This window comes from Stenotrophomonas sp. TWI819 (assembly GCF_039673075.1).
GTDB classification, from domain to species: Bacteria; Pseudomonadota; Gammaproteobacteria; order Xanthomonadales; family Xanthomonadaceae; genus Stenotrophomonas; species Stenotrophomonas rhizophila_B.
Genome location: NZ_JBDJKY010000004.1, coordinates 58,435 through 79,947, shown reverse-complemented (window position 1 = coordinate 79,947; position 21,513 = coordinate 58,435). Strand labels below are relative to the sequence as shown.

The following is a 21,513-nucleotide window of genomic DNA, read 5'->3' as shown; positions in this document are numbered from 1 at the left end:
GCGGTCGGGGCCATCCTCTTCAGCGGCAGGTTAACGACGTGTGGGGGTTTGCATACGAACACGTCAACGCATCCGCGCCGACGTCTTCCGCGGTGTCGGGGCCCATGCAGCAGTAGGCGTTACCCTGCATATGAACGGTTCGAATTCCCTTATTCCACTGCCTTGCAAACCCCTCGACGCGCCACTGAACAGGGCATCTTCCAGCCTGCGCATGGAGATGACGCGCAGATGACGATCACGGCATCACCGGTGGCACATAGGTGAGCGTCATGCCGAGCAGCCACAGCAGGCCCAGCACCAGCGGAATGTGCACCAGCAACTGGATGAAGGTAAAGCCGACGATGTCGCGCGCCTTCAGGCCGAGCACCCCCAGCAGCGGCAGCATCCAGAACGGGTTGATCAGGTTCGGCAGCGCCTCGGCGGCGTTGTAGACCTGTACCGCCCAGCCCAGGTGGGCCTTGAGTTCGTTGGCCGCCTGCATCACGTACGGCGCTTCGATGATCCACTTGCCGCCGCCGGAGGGCACGAAGAAGCCGAGCACCGCCGAGTAGACACCCATCACCAGCGCGAAGGTGTCGGTGGTGGCGATGTGCACGAACAACGTGGAGAGACGATGGGCGAGGGTCTCATCGCCACTGCCGGTGGCGTGGGTGAGGATCATCGCGATGCCGCCGTACAGCGGGAACTGGATCAACACGCCGGTGGTGCTGGGGACGGCCTTGGCCACCGCGTTGAGGAAGCTGCGCGGGCGCCAGTGCAGCAGCAGGCCGAGCGAGATGAACAGGAAGTTGTAGGTGTTGAGGTTGGCGATGGCGGTGACCACCGGCTTGCTGGCGAACTCGCCGAACAGCCAGCCGAAGGCGAGCAGCGAGAGCAGCACGGTCAGCAGCGGGCTGTACTCCAGCCACTCGCCGGGGCGGGTGCGCGGCTGCAGCGGCTCGGCCTCGGCGCGGGCGGCGCCTTCGAAGTCCTTGGCGGTGCGCGCGGTGGCGGCGCCGGGTGCGGTGAGCCAGGCAATCAGCAGCGACACCAGGATCAGCGCGGATGTCAGCGCGATCGACTGCCACAGGAAGATGGTCTCGGTGAAAGGCAGCACGCCGGTGATCTCGACCAGGCCGGGCGGCATGCTGGCCGGGTTGGCCTGCAGCTGGGCGGCCGAGGAGCTCAGGCCCATCGCCCAGACCGCGCCGAGGCCGAGGTAGGCCGAGGCACCGGCGGCGCGGTAGTCCATGTTGAGTGATTCACGACGGGCCAGCGCGCGGACCAGCAGCCCGCCGAACACCAGCGAGAAGCCCCAGCTGAGCAGCGAGGCCAGCATGCTGATCAGCCCCACATAGACCACCGCGCCACGGCCGGTCTTGGGCACACGGGCCAGCAGCTCGATGAAGCGCGCCACGATCGGTGCGGTGGCGACCGCATAGCCACCGATGACCACGAAGGCCATCTGCATGGTGAAGGGGATCAGGCTCCAGAAGCCCTCGCCGAAGGCGGTGGCGGTGGCCTGCGGGGTCGCACCGAAGCCCATCGCGGCGGCCGCGACGATGACGACGCCGAGCACCGCGAACACATAGGCATCGGGGAACCATTTTTCCGCCCAGGCGGCCGAGCGCAGTGCCGCGCGCGCCATCCAGCCGTCCTGCACCACCGTCGATGTGCTCATTGCCCCGCCCTCCCCGATCATTCGATGGGAGGGATTCTGGGCGCTGGCCGCAGCGCTGTCAGTCGCCTAATGGTCGTAGTGGGTGGGTCGGGTGCCCTCAGCGCAGCGCCAGCGATACCGCGATGCCGGCGAACAGCGCGGCGCCGACCCAGTTGTTGTGCAGGAAGGCCTTGAAGCACGGGTCGCGCTCGCGCTTGCGGGCGATCCAGAACTCGTAGGCGATCAGGCCGCCGGCCACGCCCACGCCGAGGCCGTAATAGACGCCCAGCCCGGCGCGCAGGCCGACCAGCGCCATCGTGCCCAGGAACAGCGCATAGAGAATGCCCTGGATGACCAGGTCCAGATCCCCGAACAGGATCGCGGTGGAATGCGAACCCATCTTCAGGTCGTCATCGCGGTCGACCATGGCGTACCAGGTGTCATACGCGGTGGACCACAGGATGTTGGCGCCATACAGCAGCCAGCCGATCACCGGCACCTCGCCCTGCACCGCGGCGAAGGCCATCGGGATGCCCCAGCCGAAGGCCATGCCGAGGTAGACCTGCGGCAGGTGGGTGTAGCGCTTGAGGTAGGGGTAGCTGGCGGCCAGGAACACACCGATGAAGCTCATGCCGATGGTCAGCCAGTTCAGGGTCAGCACCAGGGCGAAGGCGACGATCATCAACCCGGCGAACAGCGCCAGCGCTTCACGGCCGGACACGGCCCCGCTGGCCAGCGGGCGGTCCTTGGTGCGCTTGACGTGCGGGTCCAGCCAGCGGTCGGCGTAATCGTTGATCACGCAGCCGGCCGAGCGGGTCAGCCAGACGCCGGCGGTGAACACGAACAGCGTCCACAGCGGCGGCAGCCCGCCGGAGGCCAGCCACAGCGCCCACCAGGTGGGCCAGAGCAGCAGCAGGGTGCCGATCGGGCGGTCGGCGCGCATCAGTTTCCAGTAGTGCCGCCAGCGCGACGGGGGCGCCGCCTCGGGCGCTTCAAAACGTTCGTAAGCCATCGGTAAAGGATACCGCCTGGGCTGGTCGGGCGCGCCGCCGCCCCGCGCATCGGTACAGGGGGCAGACCTGCGCGGCGTTTACGGATAGAATGCTCCTCCCGCGCCGCTTTGGCGGTCCGTGGCCCCATCAGGCGGCCCGGCGGGACGCAGGACACAACGCGCTCGTAGCTCAGCCGGATAGAGTAGTGGCTTCCGAAGCCATTGGTCGGGGGTTCGAATCCCTCCGGGCGCACCATCCTTGCCTTGTGGCCCATCGCCACGCCCCCTGAACGTCCAGAACCCTGCCCTGCGTCGCAGCCATTGCGATACCTGCAGCCCAGCGTGGACCGCCCGCGTTTCTGGGACACTTCGGCCATGAAACGATCCCATGCGTGGCAACAACACGGCACCGTGTCGCTCTGGCGTTATCTGGACAACCTGCGCAACTATCCGGGCTGGCACATCGGCGCCGATGCCGCCGGCTGCGCGTCGATGCTGGCGTTGTTGGATGCGCTGGCGCTGGACGGTCCGGGCGCGACACGGACGCTGCAGCTCTCTCCACCCAGCCCAGCGCAGCTGGCCGTGCCGAACAACCGCGATGCGCGTTGGGACGCCCCGGCAACGTTACGGCTGACGGTGGATGAGGATGTCGCGTTCTGGCAGTGGGATGTGGACGGCGCGCGTGCCACGCTGCGCCTGGGAAAGGCCGCGACGGGCGCGCTTGAACAGGGCGTTGTGGATATTGCCGCGGGTCGAGGCGATTACAGCGTGGGACAGGGCGTTCAGGCGTTGTGGTTCTGGTGGTAGTGAGCCGACGTTTGAACAGGCAACCCGACAGGCGATGATGCGAGTGCAACTGCCACTGGGCCTGAGTGACAGTGCGATGGTGGATGGCGTAGGTATGGTGCGCACCGATCGTAGCCGATGCGCTGTGGGACGGCAGCCGACCAACGGTCGGCTCTACCTGCTGATCAGTACGATCCATCAAACGCGAAGATCGGCTTGCGCTGCTTCCACAGCCCGGCGGTGAAATCCGGGAACTCCAGCGTCTGGAAGCTGTTGGCGATGGACTGCTCGGACAGCGGCGTGATCGCGCTCCAGGTGACCGCGTCGTAGATGTCGATCGGCATCGGTGCCTTGGCCTTGAGAGCCTCCACGAAGGCATGGATGACGAACCAGTCCATGCCCCCGTGGCCGGCGCTGGCAGCGGTATCGGCGTGCTGCTTCCACAGCGGATGCTCGTACTGGTCCTGGTAGGCCTGGAACGGCTCCCACTTGTGCGGCGGGCTGCGCCCTTCGATGTGGATGGACTGGTTCACATCCATCCACAAGCCCTTGGTGCCCTGCACGCGGAAGCCCATCGAGTACGGCCGCGGCAGCGAGGTGTCGTGCTGCAGCAGGATGGTCTCGCCGTTCTCGCAGGCCAGCGTGGTGGTGACGATGTCGCCGAGCTTGAAGGCCACCTTGGTGCTCGGATGCGTGGTGCCGCCGCTCTTGGCCACGGTGTACTCGTGCAGGCCACGTGCCTTGCTGGCAAACGCGTTGATGTGGGTGAAACGGTTGCCACGATTGATGCCGGTGTACATCGCGCACGGGCCGATGCCGTGGCTGGGGTACAGCTCACCGTTGCGCTGCACCGAGTGCTCGGTGCGCCAGCGTGCCTCGGACCAGCCCTTGGCACCGAACTCCACGCCGCTGTCGTAGGGCTGGCTGGGGTCGCCGGAATTGAACTTCACCCCGCGCAGGTCGTGCTGGTAGCCACCCTGCAGGTGCACCAGTTCCCCGAACAGTCCCTGGCGCACCATCTGCAGCGCGGCCATCACATCGCGGCGATAGCAGACGTTCTCCAGCAGCATGTACGGCGTGCCGGTGGACAGCTGGGTCTTGAGCACGTCCCAGTGGTCCTGCAGGGTGATACCGGCGACCACTTCGCAGCCCACCGCGACCTTGGCCTGCATGGCCGCGATCGCCATCGGCGCGTGGTATTCCCAGGGCGTGGCGATGACCACGCCATCCAGGCCGCGCTGCTCGATCAGCCGCTTCCAGGCGTTGACGTCGCCGTCCTGGCCGTACGCCTTGGGCGCCGGCTTGCCGGCCTTGGCGACCATCTCCATGCCGCGCTTGAGCATGATCGGCTCGATGTCGCACAGCGCGACCACGTCCACGTCGTCGCGGCGGACCAGTTCCTTCAACAATACCTGGCCGCGCATGCCGGTGCCGATCAGGCCCAGCCGTACCTTGCGACCGCGCGCCCAGGCAGGCGTGTTCGGCAGCAGGCTGGTGGCGGCGACGGCCGCGCTGGCGGCGATGAATTCTCTGCGTTTCATGGACAGTACCTCGTGTGAAGATCGCACCGGCCAGGACCGGCGCGAGGGATGCATCAGAATTTGTAGCCGACGGTCAGACTGTAGCCGCGACCGAAGATGGTGGCGTAATCGCTGGAATCGCCGAGGAAGCTGTTCGGGTCATAGAACGGCAGACGGTCGAACAGGTTCTTGATGGTGAAGCCGACGTTCCAGTGCGCATCCGGACGCCAGGCCACGCTCAGGTTGGCGGTCCACCACGACGGAGCGCCGTCGCACTTGCTCTGCTCCACCGGCAGGTAGCCGGCGGTGCAGGTCTGCGGGTTGTTGTCCTCCTCGTCGATCTGCTGCAGCGCCCACTTGGTGCCACCCACGTAGTTGACGAAGACACTGGTGGTGACCTGCCTGTAGCTCCAGTCCGCGTTCAACGTGGCGCGCAGGCGCGGGTTGTTGTAATAGCCGACCAGGTCGCCGTAGTACCAGCCACTTTCATCATCCAGGTAGGAACGGTTGCGGTTGGCGATGGTGGCGGCCACACCGATGTTGAGGTTGCCCCACTCGCCCAGCGAGAAGCGGCTGCGCGCATCGATGTCGAAGCCGTCGATCAGGGTCTTGCCACGGTTCTTGTACTGGCCCACCACGCTGGCCACGTTGCCCACGCTGTAGCCGGGCAGCGTACCGGGACAGGCGACACCGCTGGCCGGGTCGGCACACATCGCCGCCAGGGCAGCCAGGTTGGCGCGGTCGCCTTCGGTGATCGGCGAACGGGTCGAGGTGATGATGTCCTCGTCGCGGGTGAAATCCGGGGCGACGATTTCATTGCTGCGGTAGATGAACCAGTAATCGGCCGACACCGACAACCACTGCGTCGGCTCGTAGACAAAGCCCAGCGTGGTGATCTTGGCCTTCTCCGGCTTCAGATCCGGGTTGGGCTGGGTCATGCGCGCCACGGTGCGACTGCAGTCGGTATTGAGCAGGGTCTTACCGAGGTCGACATCACCGCCACGCTGCGACTGCAACAGGAGGTTGGCGATGGCGTTGGTCTCGTTGCAGCGCACCTCATCGCGGTAGCCGCCCAGCTGGGCGAACACGCCGCCGTTACCGGACTCGGCCAGGCTCGGGGCGCGGAAGCCGGTGGAGTAGGTGCCGCGCAGCATCAGCTGATCGAACATCTGGTACTTCAGGCCGATCTTAGGGGCCAGGTTGGCGCTGAAGTCCGGGTACTTGTCCACGCGCAGTGCGGCGTCCAGTTCCAGCTTCTCGGTGAGCGGCGCCACCGTCTCGGCGAACAGCGCATAGGTGTTGCGCTTGCCGTCGAACCACGAGCCACCCTGCTGGGTGATCAGGCCGTTGGCCGCGTCCGGGTTGCCGGGCGTGTAGAAGGTCTCGCGGCTGGCGTTGAAGCCGAAGGCCGCACGCACTTCGCCGGCCGGCATCTGGAACAGCGGGCCCTCGATCTTGCCGTCCAGGGTATGCAGGCGCGTCCAGGACTGGATGTCGAAGGTGGGGAATGCTTCACGGATCAGGGCGGCGTTGGCCTCGCTGATCTCACCGAATTTGTACGCCGGGTGATCGGAAATGATCACGCGGCCGGTGCCCGGATCGACGGCGTACGGGCCGAAGGCCTTCTCGAAGCCGGCCAGGTTGACGTTGGTGGTCTGGTAGGTCACCGAGTGGCTGCCGGCGGTGGCGAAGGCGGTTTCCCAGTTCCAGTCGCCGATGTCACCGCGCATTCCGGCCACCACGCGGTAGCTCTGGTCGGTGTTGCGCTGGCCGAAGTGGTTGGCACCCACATCCTGCAGCAGATACTGCAGGCCGACCACGCCGCCCATCAGTGCCTTCAGTTCGGGTGAGGCGTTGTTGTATTCGTTGTTCGGGCCCAGGTAGGGATACAGGAACTGGTTGACCGTGGTGCCGGTGTTGCGCGAGAACCAGCTGGTCGGGTTGCCGGTGGTGGTGCCGTAGGCACGCGGCGTACCGCCGTTGGCGGTCAGGTCGATGTCGGTGTAGGTCGCTTCGGCGAAGGCTTCGGTGCTGTCGCCGATCAGGAAGTGGGCGTTTACATACGCAGTGTTCCGCTCGGACTTGGCGCCGGCGTCGATCTCGTTGTTCATCCACGTCTCCCAGATACAGCGCGGGCCGGCCGCTTCGCTGGTGAGTACGTTGTTGCAGCCTGGCGCCGCTTCCTGCACGCGGCGGCCGGTGACCGGATCGAACGCGAAGTAGCTGCCCGGATTGAACTCGCCCGGCTTGCTGCCGGTCCCCAGGCGCAGGTTGGGCAGGTAGTTGGGGTTGTTGACGTAGTACTGGTCGGGCCGCTTGTCGTAGAAGTCGCTCAGCGGGATCGCATCGCGCCGGTACAGGTTGACCGAGGCGTAGACGTTGTAGCGGTCTTCATCCAGATCGCCGAAGCCGGCGGTGATGCTGCCCTGGTGCTCGCCGTAGGAGCTGATCCGCGAGGATTTATCCGTGGTGAGGTTGATCTCCGCGCCCTGGTAGGAGCGTTTGGTGATCACGTTGATCACGCCGGCCACCGCGTCGGTGCCATAGACCGCCGAGGCGCCGTCGGTCAGCACTTCCATGCGTTCGATCGCTGCGGCAGGGATCGCATCGATGTTGACGAACTGGGTCTGGAAGCCGGCCGGCGCGCCGTAGTAGGACAGACGGCGGCCATTGAGCAGCACCAGCGTGCCCTGTGCGCCGAGGCCACGCAGGTTGGCCTGCGAGGCACCATCCGAACCGGTGAACAGCGAGCGCGAGTCCTGCTGGCCCGGCCGCGCGGCGGGCAGATTGTCGAGCACCTGCAACAGGGTGCGCGCGCCCATGTTCTCGATGTCCTGCTTGCTGATCACCTGCACCGGCGAGGCGGTTTCCACATCACTGCGGCGGATGTTGGAGCCGGTCACCTCGATGCGCGACAGCTCGGTGGCTTTCGTATCCGGCGTTGCGTCCTGGGCGCTGGCACTGCCGACCACCGCAACGGCCAGGCCGAGTGCGATGGACAAGGGGGTGGCGGTGATGCGGCGATGGCGATGGCGTTCGGTCAACATCTTTGGCTCCTTGTTCGATCCGCAGCGTGGGGCTGGCGGTGGATGGGTGTTTTCGGGCAAACGTCCCCCGTGCCGCGGCCAGACGGCCGCAGACGGGAAACGGGAGAGAGCGGTGGTTCGACGGGCGGTTCGGTTACGGCGACACGATGCTGGCGGTATCGCCCTCCTGTCCGATCAGGGCGGCATTGGCCCAGTTGCCACAGACCTGCGCGGGGTGATCGCCCTGCGCCCCGAGCGTGCGCAGGCTCAGCCGCTGCAGGCCGCGCACGTCCAGCTCCGGTTTGACCACGCCGGGTGCGGTGACCAGGCCGCTGTCGTACAGCAGCCGACCGTCACCCCACACCTGGAACTGCATGCCGCCGGCGGTGCGGCACCGATCATCGATCCCCAGGTCGGCGCGCAGCAGGCGCCAGCCGCCGCCCAGCTGCAGATCGATCCGGCTGCTGGCGTTGACGCCCAGGCCGCGGCGGAAATGCAGCCCGTTCATACGCATCTCCGCCTGCCCACCGAAGGCGTGGTCGGCCGCGACGCTGGTCTTCAACGGCGCCGGCAGCGCCAGCGCGGACAGATACAACTGCTGCGCCGGGCCTTCCGGTTGCGGATGCTCCAGCACATGGAAGGTGGACAGCACGATCGGGCCGACATCGCGGGGCTGCAGCGCATCCACCTCACGCGCGATGCTGCCCTGCGCTGCGGTGACCATCGGGTCGGCACCGCTGGCACCGTCGCCTTCCGGGTTCTGCGTACTCAGCACGCGGAAGCGCAGCAGGCGGCCGGCATGGGCGGGGAAGTCGATCTGCTGCATGCCTTGCTGCAGGGTCAGGCGGCCGCGCTTGATCGGCTCACCCCATTCGCCGTTGCTGTCGGCCATGTAGATTTCGTAATCGCGGATCTGCCCGCTCTTCCAGTGCTGGTCGTTGCGCGGCGCCAGTTCGATGCCGTCGATCAGCTTGCGTTCGCCGAAGCCGAGCACCCACTCGTGCGCACCGGTCTTGACCGCCTGGTTGCGCACGGTGCGGAACCACGTGGCCGGGTCATCGTCGAAGGCCTTCTCCATCTCGTAGCCCTGCTCCTCGGCCGGGCGGTTGACCACCAGCAGGCTGTCGGAGGGCAGCGCGCGGCCCAGTTCCGGCGCGGCCGGGAAAGCATCGTCGGCCGGTGCGGCGGCGATCGGCAGCTCCAGCTGCAGCGCGAGCGGCTGGCGGATGTCGGTCGGTGCAGTGCGCACGTGCAGGGTGCCGCGGCGCTCGGCCGCATCGAAGTACCAGCCCTCGCCCGCGGCCTGCCACGCCGCCGGGTCGGCCAGCATCGGCAGCGCGCGGCCGTCGAGCGTCACGGCCTCCGGGCGCTGGCGGCTTAGCACGCGCAGCGCATAACGGCGCTGCGGCAGCTGGCCGGCGTACTGGCCCTGCACCGCCTCGATGCGCACCTGCACCTGGCCAGTGCCCTGCGCCGGGGCCTGCACCGTGATCGCCTGCGTGCTCGATTCACCTTTCTCATAGCGGCGGGTGGCGCCATCATCTTCGTACAGCGTGTACTGCGAGGTACCCTGCGGGTACAGATCGAAGGTCACTTCATCCAGCGGCTTCTCACCGTCGTAGAGCATCGCCGGATACATCGGGATGATCGCCCCGGCGCGCACGAACACCGGGATCGTGGCCAGATCGACCGCGCGATCCAGCGAACGTCCCTCGGCACCGGCGGCCAACTGGCGGCCATCCCAGTAGTCGATCCAGCGGCCCTGCGGCAGGTGGATGTCGCGGCGCCAGCCACGGCTGGCGGCCTGGCTGCGGTACACCGGCGCGATCAGCAGCTCGCGGCCGAGCAGGAACTGGTACTTGTGCGCCTCGGTATAGGCCTGCGGGTCCTGCGGGTAATCCCACATCAGCGCGCGCAGCAGCGGGGCACCGGTGGTCGCCGCGTCATGCGCCAGCCCGTACATGTACGGGGTCATGCGCATTTTCAGCTTGAGGTAATCGCGGTTGACGCTGCGGTACGGCTCATCGAACCACCACGGGTGCTTGCGCGCGTTGCCGGACCAGCCGGACATGCCCATCAGCACAGGGGTGAAGCTCTTCCACTGCAGGTCACGGGTGAAGGTCTCGGCGCTGCCGCCGAAGATCGCGTCCACATCGCCACTGGCGTAGGCCATGCCGGACAGGCCCGAGCCGATCAGGGTCGGGATGTGCCAGCGGATGTAATCCCAGCTGCTGCTCTGGTCGCCGGTCCAGGCCACCGCGTAGCGCTGGATGCCGCCCCAGCCCATCACCGTCCACAGGAACGGGCGCGAGTCGGAATTGTTCAGGATGCCGTTGAACGCGGACTGGTTGGCATCCATCGCGAACTGATAGCCCTTGCCGGTCCAGGCCACGTCCAGCTTCTGCACGCGGCTGCCGGCAGTACCGACTTCCCAGGCGATCTTGTCGACGCCGTTCTCGGTCCACAGGCCGGTCTTGAAGCCATACTTCGCCAGGCCCTGCACGGTCTCGGGCAAGTTCTTGTAGCCGCAACCGTAGCCATCGTTGGGCAGGATCCAGCCGCCAGGCATGTCGTGGTCGCGGTACTGCCGGGCCACGCTGTCGACGACATCCGGCGTAGTGCCGGTCGGGCCGTCGCTCCAGCCTTCGGGCACGCTGCCGGGCTTCTTGATGTTGTCGCCATCGTTGTAGCAGTCGGCGTCGCCATAGGAGAACGCCCAGCGCGGCAGCAGACCGGCGCGACCGGTCAGGGTGGTGTAGCGGTCCAGCAGCGTATGCAGGCTGGGCCCGACGAAGTAGTACGCGTCGAAGCGGTCTTCGCGGTGCAGCAGCGTGGCCTGGTCGGCCTGGCGCAGATCATAGGTGCCGTCGCTCCACGTGTTGCGCAGCATGCCCCAGCCGCGCGAGCTCAGCAGCATCGGCGCCGGGTTGGGGCGATCGCCTTCTTCCCAGCCACCGGAATACGAGACCTCCAGTTCGCGGCCCTTGAACTCGAAGCGACCGTTCTGCTGGCCGCCGCCGTAGAAGTGCTCATCGCCTTCGCTGGAGAGCACCTGCACGCTCTGGTCCTTGTCCAGGTCCAGCGGCTGCAGTTCACGCCACAGCGCGACATCGCGGTCGCCCTCGCGGCGCACCAGCGACAGGCGCAGTGGCTGGCGCTGGATGTGCAGCACCAGCGCATCGGTGCGGATGCGCACCTCGTTGGCCTCTTCTTCCACCTCGAAGGCGACCGTCGCGGCCGGCTGCGGCAGCACGATCGGGGCAGCCTTGTCGCCGGCATCGGTCAGCGTGCCGTTGCGGCCGGCGCGCACACGCAGCACGTCATCGCGCAGCAACTCCACGCGCAGCGTGGCGCCGGTATCCGTGCTGAGTGTCCAGCCGGCGGTGCCGTCGTTGGCGGGGGTGGCGCTGATCGCACGCAGGTTGCCCACCGGCGCGGCGTTGGCAGTGGCAGCCAGAGCCACTGCGGTGAGCAGTGCGATCGTCAGACCAGTGCGTCGAAACCGGAAGTCCACCTTGCCCCCAAGCCCGCGGTCAGCGGGAAACTGAAACCAGTGCGGCCGACTCTAGGGCAGGGTCTCGAAAGGTGTCAACAAATTGCAAAGAAAAAGGAAGGATATTTTGGTATAAACGAAAGATGTGGCGGTGCGTCACTTTCCAAACGTCAACTGAATACGCCTTTTGTGCCCGTTGAAACCTTGGTGCAGCGCGGCATTCCGCGCCATCCTCGACGGCCACCCCACGAGCGGAAGTCGAAAACTGTGACCGATAGACCTTTTCTTTATCTTTCGATATTTGACATTTCGAAAGAAAACGAAGAAGGTGCGGTCGCCCAACAGGAATTGCGAATGGACGCTTCTCTGCTCCCTGATTTGCCCGCGTGGCAGCGCCTCGGTGGCGCCTATACCGCCGAAGAAATCGCCCAGCAGCCCCGCGTGTGGGCTGCGCTGGCCAGCCTGCTGGAGGCCGCGCAGGCGCGCGTCGATGGCTTCCTCGGGCAGGCCCTGCGCGATCCCAGCCAGTTGGTGATCTTCACCGGCGCCGGCAGCTCGGGCTTCATTGCCGAGATGGTGGCCGACCAGATCAATGCGCAGTGGCCTGCCGAGGTCCGCGCCGTGCATACCACCAGCCTGCTGACCCATCCGGCGCTGTACCTGCGCCGCGACCGCCCGACCCTGCTGGTGTCGTTCGGGCGCAGCGGCTCCAGCCCGGAGAGCGTGGCCGCGGTGGATCTGGTCCGCGACCAGGTGGAGCACGCGCGCTTCGTCGATATCACCTGCAATGCCGAAGGCGAACTCGCCACGCGTGGCCACGGCCGCAGCGATACGTTGTCGCTGCTGATGCCGGCGGCCAGCTGTGATCGCGCCTTCGCCATGACCAGCAGCCTGAGCTGCATGCTGTTGGCCGCGCTGAGTGCGTTCGACAGCGCCCCGTGGGCAACGCGCCTGGAGCGTCTTCGCACGTTGGCCAGCCAGGGCGAGCGTGCGCTGGATGCCTGGGATGGCGCGGTGGCCACCCTCGCCCAGGCGCCGTATTCGCGTGTCATCTATCTCGGCAGCGGTCCCCTCGAAGCGGTCGCCCGCGAGGCCGCGCTGAAGGTGCTCGAACTCACCGCCGGCCGCGTGCTGGCGCTGGCCAATACCCCGCTGGGGTTCCGCCATGGGCCCAAGTCCACCCTCAACGGCGAAACCCTGGTGGTGATGCTGCGCAGCGCACAGCCGATGGCACGACGCTACGAGCAGGACCTGTTGAACGAACTGCGCCGCGACGGCATCGCCGGGCGGGTGCTGTCGATCGGGCCGGACGACGTGGACCGCGCCGAGGGCGACTTCGTCCTCGCCGCACCCGCACTGCCCGATCCGTGGCTGGCCCCGCTGTGGCTGCTGGTGCCGCAGTGCTATGCGCTGCAGCGTTCGGCCGCGCTCGGCATGACCCCGGACAATCCCTTCCCCGACGGCACGGTCAACCGTGTGGTGCAGGGCGTGACCATCCACCCCCACGGCTGAGCACGCATGCAGACCTGGTACGGCATCGACATCGGCGGCACCAAGATCGAACTGGTCGCGTGCGACGCCGCGCTGGGGGTGCACCACCGCCAACGCGTGGCGACGCCGACCCGCGACTACGCCGCGTTCCTGCAGGCGATCGTCGATCTGGTCGACGCGGCGGATGCCGCACTCGGCCAGCGCGGCCTGGGGGTCGGCATCGGCCTGCCCGGCGTGCGTGATCGCGTCAGCGGCCGCCAGCTCAGTGCCAACGTGCCCAGCCTGACCGGTCAGACCGTCGGTGCGGACCTGCAGGCACGCCTGCAGCGCCCGTTGGAGCTGGGCAATGACCTGCAGTGTTTCGCCTTGTCCGAAGCCCATGACGGCGCCGCCGCCGGCTACCCCAGCATGTTCGGGGCGATCCTCGGCACCGGTGCGGGCGGTGGCTTCTGCGTCGGCGGCCGGCTGATCGCCGGTCACAACGGCATCGCCGGCGAGTGGGGCCACTGGAGCCTGCCCGCCACGCTGCAGCTGCGCCACGACCTGCCGGTGCTGGACTGTGGCTGCGGCCTGCGCGGCTGCCTGGAGCGTTACGTGTCCGGCAGCGGCGTGGCGATGATCCATGAACGCCGTGGCGGCGACGCGCTGGATGCCGCCGAGGTGGTCGCACGCGCCCAGGCCGGTGATGCCATCGCACGGCAGGCGCTGGCGATCCACCGCGACCTGCTCGGCTACAGCTTCGCCAGCCTGATCCTCGCGCTGGACCCACACGTGATCGTGCTCGGCGGTGGGCTGTCCAAGCTGGAGCAGCTCTACCGCGACCTCCCCGATGCGATCGCGCCCTACCTGTTCGACGGCGTACGCGTGCCGCCGATCCTGCCGCCCACCTTCGGCGATGCCGGCGGTGCGCGGGGCGCGGCGCTGCTCGCGCGCCAGCACCCTCCCTCCCCCTGAACACCGTTGTCATTGGAGTTGCCATGTCCGCCGTCCAATCGTTGATCGCCGCCCACCGCCAGGGCCACCCCGTCGGGCTGTACAGCGTCTGCTGCAGCAACGCGCAGGTGCTGCTGGCGGCGATGCAGGTCGCGCAGCGCTACGACACCCTGCTGCTGATCGAGGCGACCTCCAACCAGGTCGATCAGTTCGGCGGTTACACCGGCATGACCCCGCCGCAGTACCGCGACTACGTGCTGCAGCTGGCGCGCGATGCCGGCTTCCCGGCCGAGCGGCTGGTGCTCGGTGGCGACCACCTCGGTCCCAACGCCTGGCAGAAGGGCCCGGCAGACGCTGCAATGGCAAACGCGCGCGAACTGATCGCCGCCTACGTCGCCGCCGGTTTCCACAAGATCCACCTGGACTGCAGCATGTCCTGCGCCGATGACCCGACCCCGTTGCCGGACGCCATCGTCGCCACACGCTCGGCCGAGCTGGCGCGGATTGCCGAGCGCACCGCCACCGAGCACGGGCTGCCGCCGCCGGTCTATGTGATCGGAACGGAAGTACCGATTCCCGGCGGTGAGGCCTCGCTGGCCGGGGGCCTGCAGGTGACCACGCCGGCGGCCGCAGCGACCACGTTGGCAATTCACCGCGAGGCGTTCTCCGCCCCGGACCTGTTGCCGGCCTGGGAGCGCGTGATCGCGATGGTGGTGCAGCCTGGCGTGGATTTCGACCACAGCAGCGTGCACTACTACGACCCGGCCGCCGCCGCGGAGCTGTCGGCCTTCGTCGAGCAGCAGCCGGGCATCGTGTTCGAAGCGCACTCCACCGATTACCAGACCGAAGCCGGCCTGCACGCGCTGGTCCGCGATCATTTCGCGATCCTGAAAGTCGGCCCGGCGGCGACCTATGCCTTCCGCGAGGCGGTGTTCGCGCTGGCGATGATCGAGCGCGAACTGCTGCCCGCCGCGCAATGCTCCCATCTGATCGAGGTGCTGGACCGCTGCATGGTCGACGCACCGGGCAGCTGGCGCAGCTACTACCAGGGCGACGAGCACGAACTGCGCCTGCTGCGCGCGTACTCGCTCAGCGACCGCAGCCGCTATTACTGGGGCGAGCCAGCGGTACAGGCGGCGCTGGATACGCTGGTCGCCAATCTCACCGCGCACGCGCCGCCGCAGATGCTGCTCAGCCAGTTCATGCCCGAGCAGCTCAAGGCGATCGAGGCCGGTGAGCTGCAGCCGGCGCCGTTGGCGCTGATCCAGCACAAGGTGGCGCTGCGCTTGGCCGAGTATGCCCGTTCCTGCAATCGCAACCGCTCAGGGGCGGATAACGAAACCCGGCAGGCCAAGGAGCTTTCGGAACGGTAAGCTTCGGCTTTCCCTTTCGAACGGAATCGCCCCCATGCGAAACACCCGGCAGCGCCGCCAACAGATCCTCCAGACCCTGGTCGAGCACGGCAACGTGCAGGTCAGCGAGCTGGTGGCGCGCTTTGCGGTCTCGGCGGTCACCATCCGCGCCGACCTGACCCACATCGAGTCGCAAGGATTGGCCACGCGCACCCACGGGGGCGCGACACTGGTGCGCACGCCGCCGCAGGAACAGGACATCCATGAAAAGGACGCCCTGAACCTGCCGATGAAGGACCGTATCGGTATCGAGGCGGCCAAGCTGGTCAAAGCCGGCGACAACATCATCATCGACTCCGGCTCGACCACGATGACCCTGGCGCGCCACCTGCGCGGGCATCGCGACGTCACGGTCATGACCAACGGGCTCAACATCGCATGGGAGCTGGCCAATGCGCCCGGCGTGGAGCTGCTGCTCACCGGCGGGCTGCTGCGCAAGCAGTCGCTTTCACTGCATGGCAGCCAGGCCGAGGCCAGCCTCAACACCTACAGCTTCGACACCCTGTTCCTGGGCGTGGATGGCCTGGACCTGCAGTTCGGCCTGACCACCCACCATGAGGCCGAAGCGAGCCTCAACCACCGCATGGTCGAGCGCGCGCGCCGCATCGTGGTGCTGACCGACGCCTCCAAGTTCGGCCGGGTCAGCCTGCACCGCATCGCGCGGCTGGACCAGGTCCATACCATCATCACCGACGGCAGCATCGAGCCCGAGTACCTGGAAGGGCTGCAGCGGCTGGGCGTCGAAGTGATCATCGCCGAGTCCCCACCTTGACCGAGTCCCGCTCCCTGCACGGCTGCCTGCTGACCGACACCGGTTGGGTCCGCGGCGATATCCATTTCGACCAGCGCATCACCGCTATCGATACGGCGCACGCCGACCCGCGCGACGATGCGGAGGTCCCGCTGATCCTGCCCGGCTTCATCGACCTGCATGTGCATGGCGGCGCCGGGGTGGACATCATGCAGGGCGGCACGACCGCGCAGACGGTGGCCCGCGCGCATGCCCGGCACGGCACCACCGCGCTGCTGGGCACCACCATGACGGCGGAGGAGGACGACATCACGTGCGCGCTCCGGGGCCTTTCCGCTGCGATCGCCACGCGCGCACCCGGCATGGCCCGCGTACTCGGCGTACACCTGGAGGGCCCCTTCATCAGTGCGCAGCGCCTGGGCGCCCAGCCACCGCTGGTGGTCGAGGCCACGCTTGCCGACGTGCAGCGCCTGCATGCGATCGCCCCGATCAAGGTGCTCACCCTTGCGCCGGAGATCGGCCAGCACCTGGCGCTGATTCCCGCGCTGAGCGCACTCGGCATCCGCGTGCAGCTTGGCCACAGTGCCGGCAGCTATGAGGATGGCGTGGCCGCATTGAACGCCGGTGCGGCCGGCTTCACCCATCTGTTCAATGGCATGACCGGCGTGGATCACTATCACCCGGGCATCGCGACCGCTGCACTCGCGCATGCGCAGTACGCCGAACTCATTCCCGATCTGCAGCACGTGCATCCCGGCGCGATCCGCACCGCCCTGCGCGCGATCCCGCGCCTGTACTGCGTCACCGATGCGACTGCGGCGACTGGCATGCCCGATGGCGAATACGCGCTTGGCGTACAGCGCGTGCACAAATGCCTGGGCTGCGTGCGGCTGTCGAGCGGCTCGCTGGCCGGCAGTGCGCTGACCATGGACCAGGCGCTGCGCAACCTGGTCTCGCTCGGCCTGGACATCGCCGATGCCTCCCACCGGCTGTCGCGCTACCCGGCCGACTACCTCGGCATCGACGACCGCGGGCGCATCGCGACCGGTGCCTGGGCGGACCTGGTGGTGCTCGACCACGACCTGCGCGTGCGCGGCGTGGTGGTGGAAGGCGATGACATCGCGCTCGACTGAGCGCTGACTCCCGCGCCGCCATGGCGCACGCACTTGCAGACAGGACCGGCACGATGAACGACGTTTCCGCAGCCATGCCCGTGCACGCCGGCGCCTCCGCGCCGCGCTGGCCGGTACGCTATCTGTTGTTCATCGGCGGCATGGGGGGGCTGCTCTACGGCATCGACATCGGCATCATCGCCGGCGCGCTGCCCTATCTGGAGGCCACCGCCACCGCGAGCTGGCACCTGACCAGCCAGCAGCTGGGCTTCGTGGTGGCCGCGGTGCTGCTCGGCAGTGTGCTGTCTTCGCTGTTCGCCGGGATGGTCGCTGACCTGATCGGCCGCCGTGGCGCGATGCTGCTGGCCGGCGTGCTGTTCACCGCGAGCATTCCGGTGATGGCCCTGTCCGATGGCTATGGCGCGCTGTTGATGGGGCGCCTGCTGCAGGGCATCAGTGGCGGGCTGATCGGCGTGGTGGTACCGCTGTATCTGGCCGAAGTGCTCAGCCCGGAACGACGTGGGCGTGGCGCGGCGATGTTCCAGCTGCTGCTGACCATCGGCCTGGTGTTGGCCGCCGTGATCGGGCTGTACCACGCGCATGCCGTGGATGCCGCGACCGCCGCGGTGCGCCATCTGCCCGGCGCGGAGCAGCAGCGCCTGCTGTTCGACGTCAAGGATCATGCCTGGCGCACCATTTTCTGGAGCTGTCTGCTGCCAGGCCTGGTGTTCACCGGGGGCGTGCTGCTGATCAGTGAATCGCCGCGCTGGCTGGTGCGCCGTGGCCGCATCGACAAGGCCCGCCACGCCCTTCAGCGTACCGTCGCCGCGGACGAGGTCGAGCCGACGCTGCAGCGCATGCAGGCCCCCGAAGAGATGCAGATCGGCCGCAACGGCAAGCGCGACCCGCTGCTCAGCCGCCGCTATGTGTGGCCCTTCGTGCTGGCCTGCCTGGTGCTGGCCTTCACCCAGGCCACCGGCATCAACTCGGTGCTGGCCTACGCGGTCAACATCCTCAACCAGGCCGGCCTGCCCGGCTCGGTGGCCAATGGCGCCGACGTGGCGATCAAGCTGCTCAACGCGGTGATGACCGTCGTCGCGCTGGTGCTGGTGGACCGCAAGGGGCGCAAGTTCCTGCTCATGTTGGGCAGTGGTGGCATCACGCTGTCGCTGCTGGCCGCTGCACTGTTGTTCGTGCAGAGCGAACGCGGGCGGCTGGATGTGCAGGCCGCGCTGCAGCAGCAGGTGAGCGGCACCACCCTGTCGCTGCCGCTGGATGCCGCGCAATGGCAGCGGCTGGATGGCAACGCCGGCACCGCGCCGCAGCAGCTGACCGTGTCCTACGCCTACGGCGGCTTCAGCAACGTGCGCTCACTGCGCAGCGACAACCCGATTGACGCCACGCTGCAGATCCGTCGCGAAGACGCGGTGTCGGCCGACAGCGTGATCGGCCGCTTCTTCCGCACGCTGCATCTCAACCCGTTCCCGGACCCGGTGCAGGCCGCCAACGCGCCGCTGGTGATCGAACGTACGGTGATCGGCCCGGTGCCCTCGCCCACCCACGGCTGGCTGGTCGCCGGCTGCATCCTGCTGTTCGTCGCGTTCTTCGCGGTGGGCCCGGGCGTGTGCGTGTGGCTGGCGCTGTCCGAGCTGATGCCGACCCGCATCCGCTCCAACGGCATGAGCATCGCCCTGTTGATCAACCAGTTCGTCTCCACCGTGATCGCGGCGATCTTCCTGCCCACGGTCGGCCATCACGGCTACGCCAGCATGTTCTTCTTCTGGGCCGGCTGTACGTTGCTGTACTTCCTGATCGCCGCGTTCTGGCTGCCGGAGACCAAGGGCAAATCGCTGGAGCAGATCGAGGCGAATTTCCGCTGAACGGTCCGCAGCCCGACATGGGGCTCAGGGAGCCTTGCCCGTGATCTCCGTATACAGCCGGTGCGCTTCTTCCGTGCTGTCCAGCCCGCTCACCTGCATGGTCTGGGCGAAGGGGCCGGCAATGACGGCGACATTGAGGACCTGATCGCCGACAGTAAACGCCACACGCTTGGCGACGCGCGCTTCCGTCGCCGCAAGGATGCGTGGTGCCGCGTCATCCGTGAAGCGCACGATCAGGGTCCCGTGGCCGCTGTGGCCGTCGGTCCCCACGGCCACCGAGGCGATGTCGGCCGTCGTGATGAAGGCAGGTTCGATCAAGGGCAGGGCGTTGCCGTCGCGGTCCTTGAGCGTCGTGACGCCGGGGTGTTTGGCATCCTCGGCCACCTCACGCATCTGGATGCGTGCCTGCGCGAGCGGGGCGACGCCGGCCGGTGTCTCGGTCGCCGCCGGTGCAGGAGGTGGCGGGGTGCAGCCGCTGAGGCCCGCCCCCAATGCCATCGTCATGATCAACAGACTGCTGCGCATGCGTGTTTCTCCATGAGTAGATGACGTCAGTATCGCTGCTGCGCGCACTCAGCGCGGTGGTAACTACGCCAATCGGTTGCGCTTACGGCACCCGCGCACAGACCCAGACCTGCATCGGGCCGGCACCGGCGTACTGCAGCGCGCGCAGCGCGGCATCGGTGGTGGCCCCGGTGGTCATCACATCGTCGACGATGGTCAGCCCGGCCGGTGGATGGCCGCGTACCGCGAACGCATCGCGCAGGTTGCAGCGCCGGGCATCCGCGTCCAGGTTCGATTGCGCCGCGGTCTCGCGGGTCCGTTGCAGCCCGTTCCAGAGCGGGCAGCACAGCCCGCGCGCCAGCGGCTTGCTCAGCTCCAGCGCCTGGTTGTAGCCGCGCAGACGCAACCGGCGGCGGTGCAGTGGCATCGGCTGCAGCGGCCCGGCCAGAAACGGCGGCACGCGCTGCAGCATCAGTTGTGAAAGCAGCCGGCCGGCGGCCAGGTCCTGGTGGAATTTGAACCGGATCAGCAGCCGGTCGATCGGCGGCGCGTAGAGGAACGCAGCACTGGCCGCCGCCTGGCGGGGGTACTCGTCCACGCAGCGCTCGCAGTGATCGCCCTCGTCATCGCCGGGATCGGTCGCCGCCAGTGGCAGCGCGCATCGCCCGCAGGCGTGGTCATTCCAGGGCAGGTCGCGATGGCACGCGCGGCACAGGTCCATCCCGTCTTCGCCCGGGCATTCGCAGACCAGGCAGCGCAGCGGCAGGATCTGCCAGCCAAGCCCACCGAGTATTCCGTAAACTTTTGAAAAGATCATATGGTTGACAGAAGGGGGCCGCCTCACCAGACTGCCGCCCTTTCGTTCCACTATCTGTCAGGACACTCCCATGGCTTCTGTCATCCGACACGACTGGCACCGCGAGGAACTGCTGGCCCTGTTCGCGCTGCCGTTCCCGGACCTGCTGCACCGCGCGGCCAGCGTGCACCGCGAGCAGTTCGACCCGGCGGACGTCCAGGTCTCGACACTGCTGTCGGTCAAGACCGGCGGCTGCCCGGAAGACTGCGCGTACTGCCCGCAGGCGCAGCGCTACAGCACCGGGGTGGACGCACAGAAGCTGATGGCCACTGACGACGTGGTCGCCAAGGCCCGCCAGGCCAAGGCGGCGGGCGCCTCCCGGTTCTGCATGGGCGCGGCCTGGCGCTCGCCCAAAGACCGCGACATCCCCAAGGTGGCGGCGATGATCCGCGAGGTGAAGGCACTCGGCCTGGAGACCTGCGCCACGCTGGGCATGCTCAGCGGCGCGCAGGCCACCGCCCTGCGCGAGGCCGGGCTGGACTACTACAACCACAACCTGGATACCGCGCCGGACTACTACGATTCGATCATCCACACGCGCCAGTACCAGGACCGCCTGGAGACGCTGGCGCACGTGCGCGATGCCGGGCTGAAGACCTGCTGCGGTGGCATCGTCGGCATGGGTGAGACGCGCGAACACCGGGCTGGGCTGCTGCTGGCGCTGGCCACCCTGCCTGCACACCCGGACTCGGTGCCGATCAACCGGCTGGTGCAGGTCGCCGGCACACCATTGCACGGCACCGCCGAGCTGGACCCCTTCGAGTTCGTGCGGATGATCGCGGTGGCCCGCATCGTGATGCCACGCTCGATGGTGCGGCTCTCGGCCGGGCGCGAGGCGATGAGCGATGAGCTGCAGGCGCTGTGCTTCCTGGCCGGGGCCAATTCCATCTTCTACGGCGAAAAGCTGCTGACCACCGGCAACCCGGACACCGAACGCGATCTGGCCCTGTTCGAACGGCTGGGCCTGCGCCCGATGCCGGTTACGGTGGACGCCGCCGGGCACGACCACCCGGGCACGGTCCACGCCGACATCACCACCGGCGGCGGCTGCGGGCGGGCGGCCTGAGCCCCGAGCAGCGGGCCCGGCAACCGGGTACGCTAACGGCCCACCCGGACCCC

General features: G+C 67.7%; 15 protein-coding genes and 1 tRNA gene. 9 read left to right on the top strand and 7 right to left on the bottom strand.

The genetic code is table 11. The features are described from left to right. Window positions 1-235 precede the first annotated feature (235 nt). Window positions 236-1,660 (bottom strand): TIGR00366 family protein, encoded by a 1,425-nt coding sequence (locus ABE463_RS06960; RefSeq protein ID WP_259262046.1) that lies wholly within the window; start codon window positions 1,658-1,660, stop codon window positions 236-238. 97 nt (window positions 1,661-1,757) lie between these two features. After that, on the bottom strand, window positions 1,758-2,651 hold the full coding sequence (gene ubiA, locus ABE463_RS06955) for a 4-hydroxybenzoate octaprenyltransferase (protein ID WP_346467655.1): 894 nt from the start codon (window positions 2,649-2,651) through the stop codon (window positions 1,758-1,760). Between the two features lie 158 nt (window positions 2,652-2,809). Here ubiA and ABE463_RS06950 point away from each other — a divergent pair. Together ABE463_RS06950 and ABE463_RS06945 are read left to right on the top strand one after the other, a co-directional pair. Continuing rightward, window positions 2,810-2,886: transfer RNA gene (locus tag ABE463_RS06950), tRNA-Arg, on the top strand. Between the two features lie 119 nt (window positions 2,887-3,005). Further along, window positions 3,006-3,437, top strand: coding sequence for a hypothetical protein (locus ABE463_RS06945; protein WP_346467654.1), 432 nt, complete (start codon window positions 3,006-3,008; stop codon window positions 3,435-3,437). A gap of 164 nt (window positions 3,438-3,601) precedes the next feature. On the opposite strand, the gene ABE463_RS06940 is transcribed toward ABE463_RS06945, so the two are convergent. From ABE463_RS06940 to ABE463_RS06930, 3 genes are all read right to left on the bottom strand, one after another. Further along, window positions 3,602-4,957 carry a Gfo/Idh/MocA family oxidoreductase gene (locus ABE463_RS06940; protein ID WP_346467653.1) on the bottom strand — a complete coding sequence of 452 codons (1,356 nt, stop codon included), beginning with the start codon at window positions 4,955-4,957 and terminating at the stop codon, window positions 3,602-3,604. Between the two features lie 53 nt (window positions 4,958-5,010). Further along, a complete protein-coding gene (locus ABE463_RS06935) occupies window positions 5,011-7,983 on the bottom strand; it encodes a TonB-dependent receptor (RefSeq protein ID WP_346467652.1) in 2,973 nt (990 codons plus the stop codon). 133 nt (window positions 7,984-8,116) lie between these two features. Then, the gene (locus tag ABE463_RS06930; protein WP_346467651.1) at window positions 8,117-11,476 is read right to left on the bottom strand and encodes a TIM-barrel domain-containing protein; all 3,360 of its coding nucleotides are present in this window, start codon (window positions 11,474-11,476) and stop codon (window positions 8,117-8,119) included. A gap of 333 nt (window positions 11,477-11,809) precedes the next feature. On the opposite strand from ABE463_RS06930, the gene ABE463_RS06925 reads away from it, so the two are divergent. Genes ABE463_RS06925 through ABE463_RS06900 form a run of 6 tightly spaced genes read left to right on the top strand, consistent with a single transcriptional unit; the run spans window position 11,810 to window position 19,034 of the window. Beyond that, window positions 11,810-12,967 carry an SIS domain-containing protein gene (locus tag ABE463_RS06925; protein WP_346467650.1) on the top strand — a complete coding sequence of 386 codons (1,158 nt, stop codon included), beginning with the start codon at window positions 11,810-11,812 and terminating at the stop codon, window positions 12,965-12,967. A gap of 6 nt (window positions 12,968-12,973) precedes the next feature. Next, window positions 12,974-13,900: an ROK family protein gene (locus ABE463_RS06920; protein ID WP_346467649.1), complete on the top strand. Its 927-nt coding sequence runs from the start codon at window positions 12,974-12,976 to the stop codon at window positions 13,898-13,900. A gap of 23 nt (window positions 13,901-13,923) precedes the next feature. Next, window positions 13,924-15,252, top strand: a complete 1,329-nt coding sequence (locus tag ABE463_RS06915) for a D-tagatose-bisphosphate aldolase, class II, non-catalytic subunit (RefSeq protein ID WP_346467648.1) — start codon at window positions 13,924-13,926, stop codon at window positions 15,250-15,252. Between the two features lie 34 nt (window positions 15,253-15,286). After that, entirely contained in the window at window positions 15,287-16,063 is a 777-nt protein-coding gene (locus ABE463_RS06910) for a DeoR family transcriptional regulator (protein WP_123729905.1), read from the top strand. Continuing rightward, window positions 16,060-17,175, top strand: coding sequence for an N-acetylglucosamine-6-phosphate deacetylase (nagA, locus tag ABE463_RS06905; RefSeq protein ID WP_346467647.1), 1,116 nt, complete (start codon window positions 16,060-16,062; stop codon window positions 17,173-17,175). Before ABE463_RS06910 ends, nagA begins: the two co-directional genes overlap by 4 nt. A gap of 53 nt (window positions 17,176-17,228) precedes the next feature. Continuing rightward, a complete protein-coding gene (locus ABE463_RS06900) occupies window positions 17,229-19,034 on the top strand; it encodes an MFS transporter (RefSeq protein WP_346467646.1) in 1,806 nt (601 codons plus the stop codon). A 24-nt stretch (window positions 19,035-19,058) separates the two neighbouring features. Here the strand turns inward: ABE463_RS06900 and ABE463_RS06895 are convergent, their stop codons facing one another. Beyond that, a complete protein-coding gene (locus ABE463_RS06895) occupies window positions 19,059-19,559 on the bottom strand; it encodes a hypothetical protein (RefSeq protein ID WP_346467645.1) in 501 nt (166 codons plus the stop codon). 82 nt (window positions 19,560-19,641) lie between these two features. Further along, window positions 19,642-20,355 (bottom strand): ComF family protein, encoded by a 714-nt coding sequence (locus ABE463_RS06890; RefSeq protein WP_346467644.1) that lies wholly within the window; start codon window positions 20,353-20,355, stop codon window positions 19,642-19,644. Between the two features lie 70 nt (window positions 20,356-20,425). Between ABE463_RS06890 and bioB the strand changes: the two genes are divergently transcribed. Further along, complete coding sequence (bioB, locus tag ABE463_RS06885; RefSeq protein WP_346467643.1) at window positions 20,426-21,460, top strand: biotin synthase BioB; 1,035 nt, start codon at window positions 20,426-20,428, stop codon at window positions 21,458-21,460. The last annotated feature ends 53 nt before the right edge of the window (window positions 21,461-21,513 follow it).

Coding starts and splice junctions, on each gene's coding strand:
- ABE463_RS06890 (WP_346467644.1), bottom strand. CDS start 20,355: ATGATCTTTTCAAAAGTTTACGGAATACTCGGTGGGCTTGGCTGGCAG.
- ABE463_RS06915 (WP_346467648.1), top strand. CDS start 13,924: ATGTCCGCCGTCCAATCGTTGATCGCCGCCCACCGCCAGGGCCACCCC.
- ABE463_RS06940 (WP_346467653.1), bottom strand. CDS start 4,957: ATGAAACGCAGAGAATTCATCGCCGCCAGCGCGGCCGTCGCCGCCACC.
- ABE463_RS06920 (WP_346467649.1), top strand. CDS start 12,974: ATGCAGACCTGGTACGGCATCGACATCGGCGGCACCAAGATCGAACTG.
- ABE463_RS06895 (WP_346467645.1), bottom strand. CDS start 19,559: ATGCGCAGCAGTCTGTTGATCATGACGATGGCATTGGGGGCGGGCCTC.
- ubiA (WP_346467655.1), bottom strand. CDS start 2,651: ATGGCTTACGAACGTTTTGAAGCGCCCGAGGCGGCGCCCCCGTCGCGC.
- ABE463_RS06945 (WP_346467654.1), top strand. CDS start 3,006: ATGAAACGATCCCATGCGTGGCAACAACACGGCACCGTGTCGCTCTGG.
- ABE463_RS06960 (WP_259262046.1), bottom strand. CDS start 1,660: ATGAGCACATCGACGGTGGTGCAGGACGGCTGGATGGCGCGCGCGGCA.
- ABE463_RS06935 (WP_346467652.1), bottom strand. CDS start 7,983: ATGTTGACCGAACGCCATCGCCATCGCCGCATCACCGCCACCCCCTTG.
- bioB (WP_346467643.1), top strand. CDS start 20,426: ATGGCTTCTGTCATCCGACACGACTGGCACCGCGAGGAACTGCTGGCC.
- ABE463_RS06910 (WP_123729905.1), top strand. CDS start 15,287: ATGCGAAACACCCGGCAGCGCCGCCAACAGATCCTCCAGACCCTGGTC.
- ABE463_RS06925 (WP_346467650.1), top strand. CDS start 11,810: ATGGACGCTTCTCTGCTCCCTGATTTGCCCGCGTGGCAGCGCCTCGGT.
- ABE463_RS06900 (WP_346467646.1), top strand. CDS start 17,229: ATGAACGACGTTTCCGCAGCCATGCCCGTGCACGCCGGCGCCTCCGCG.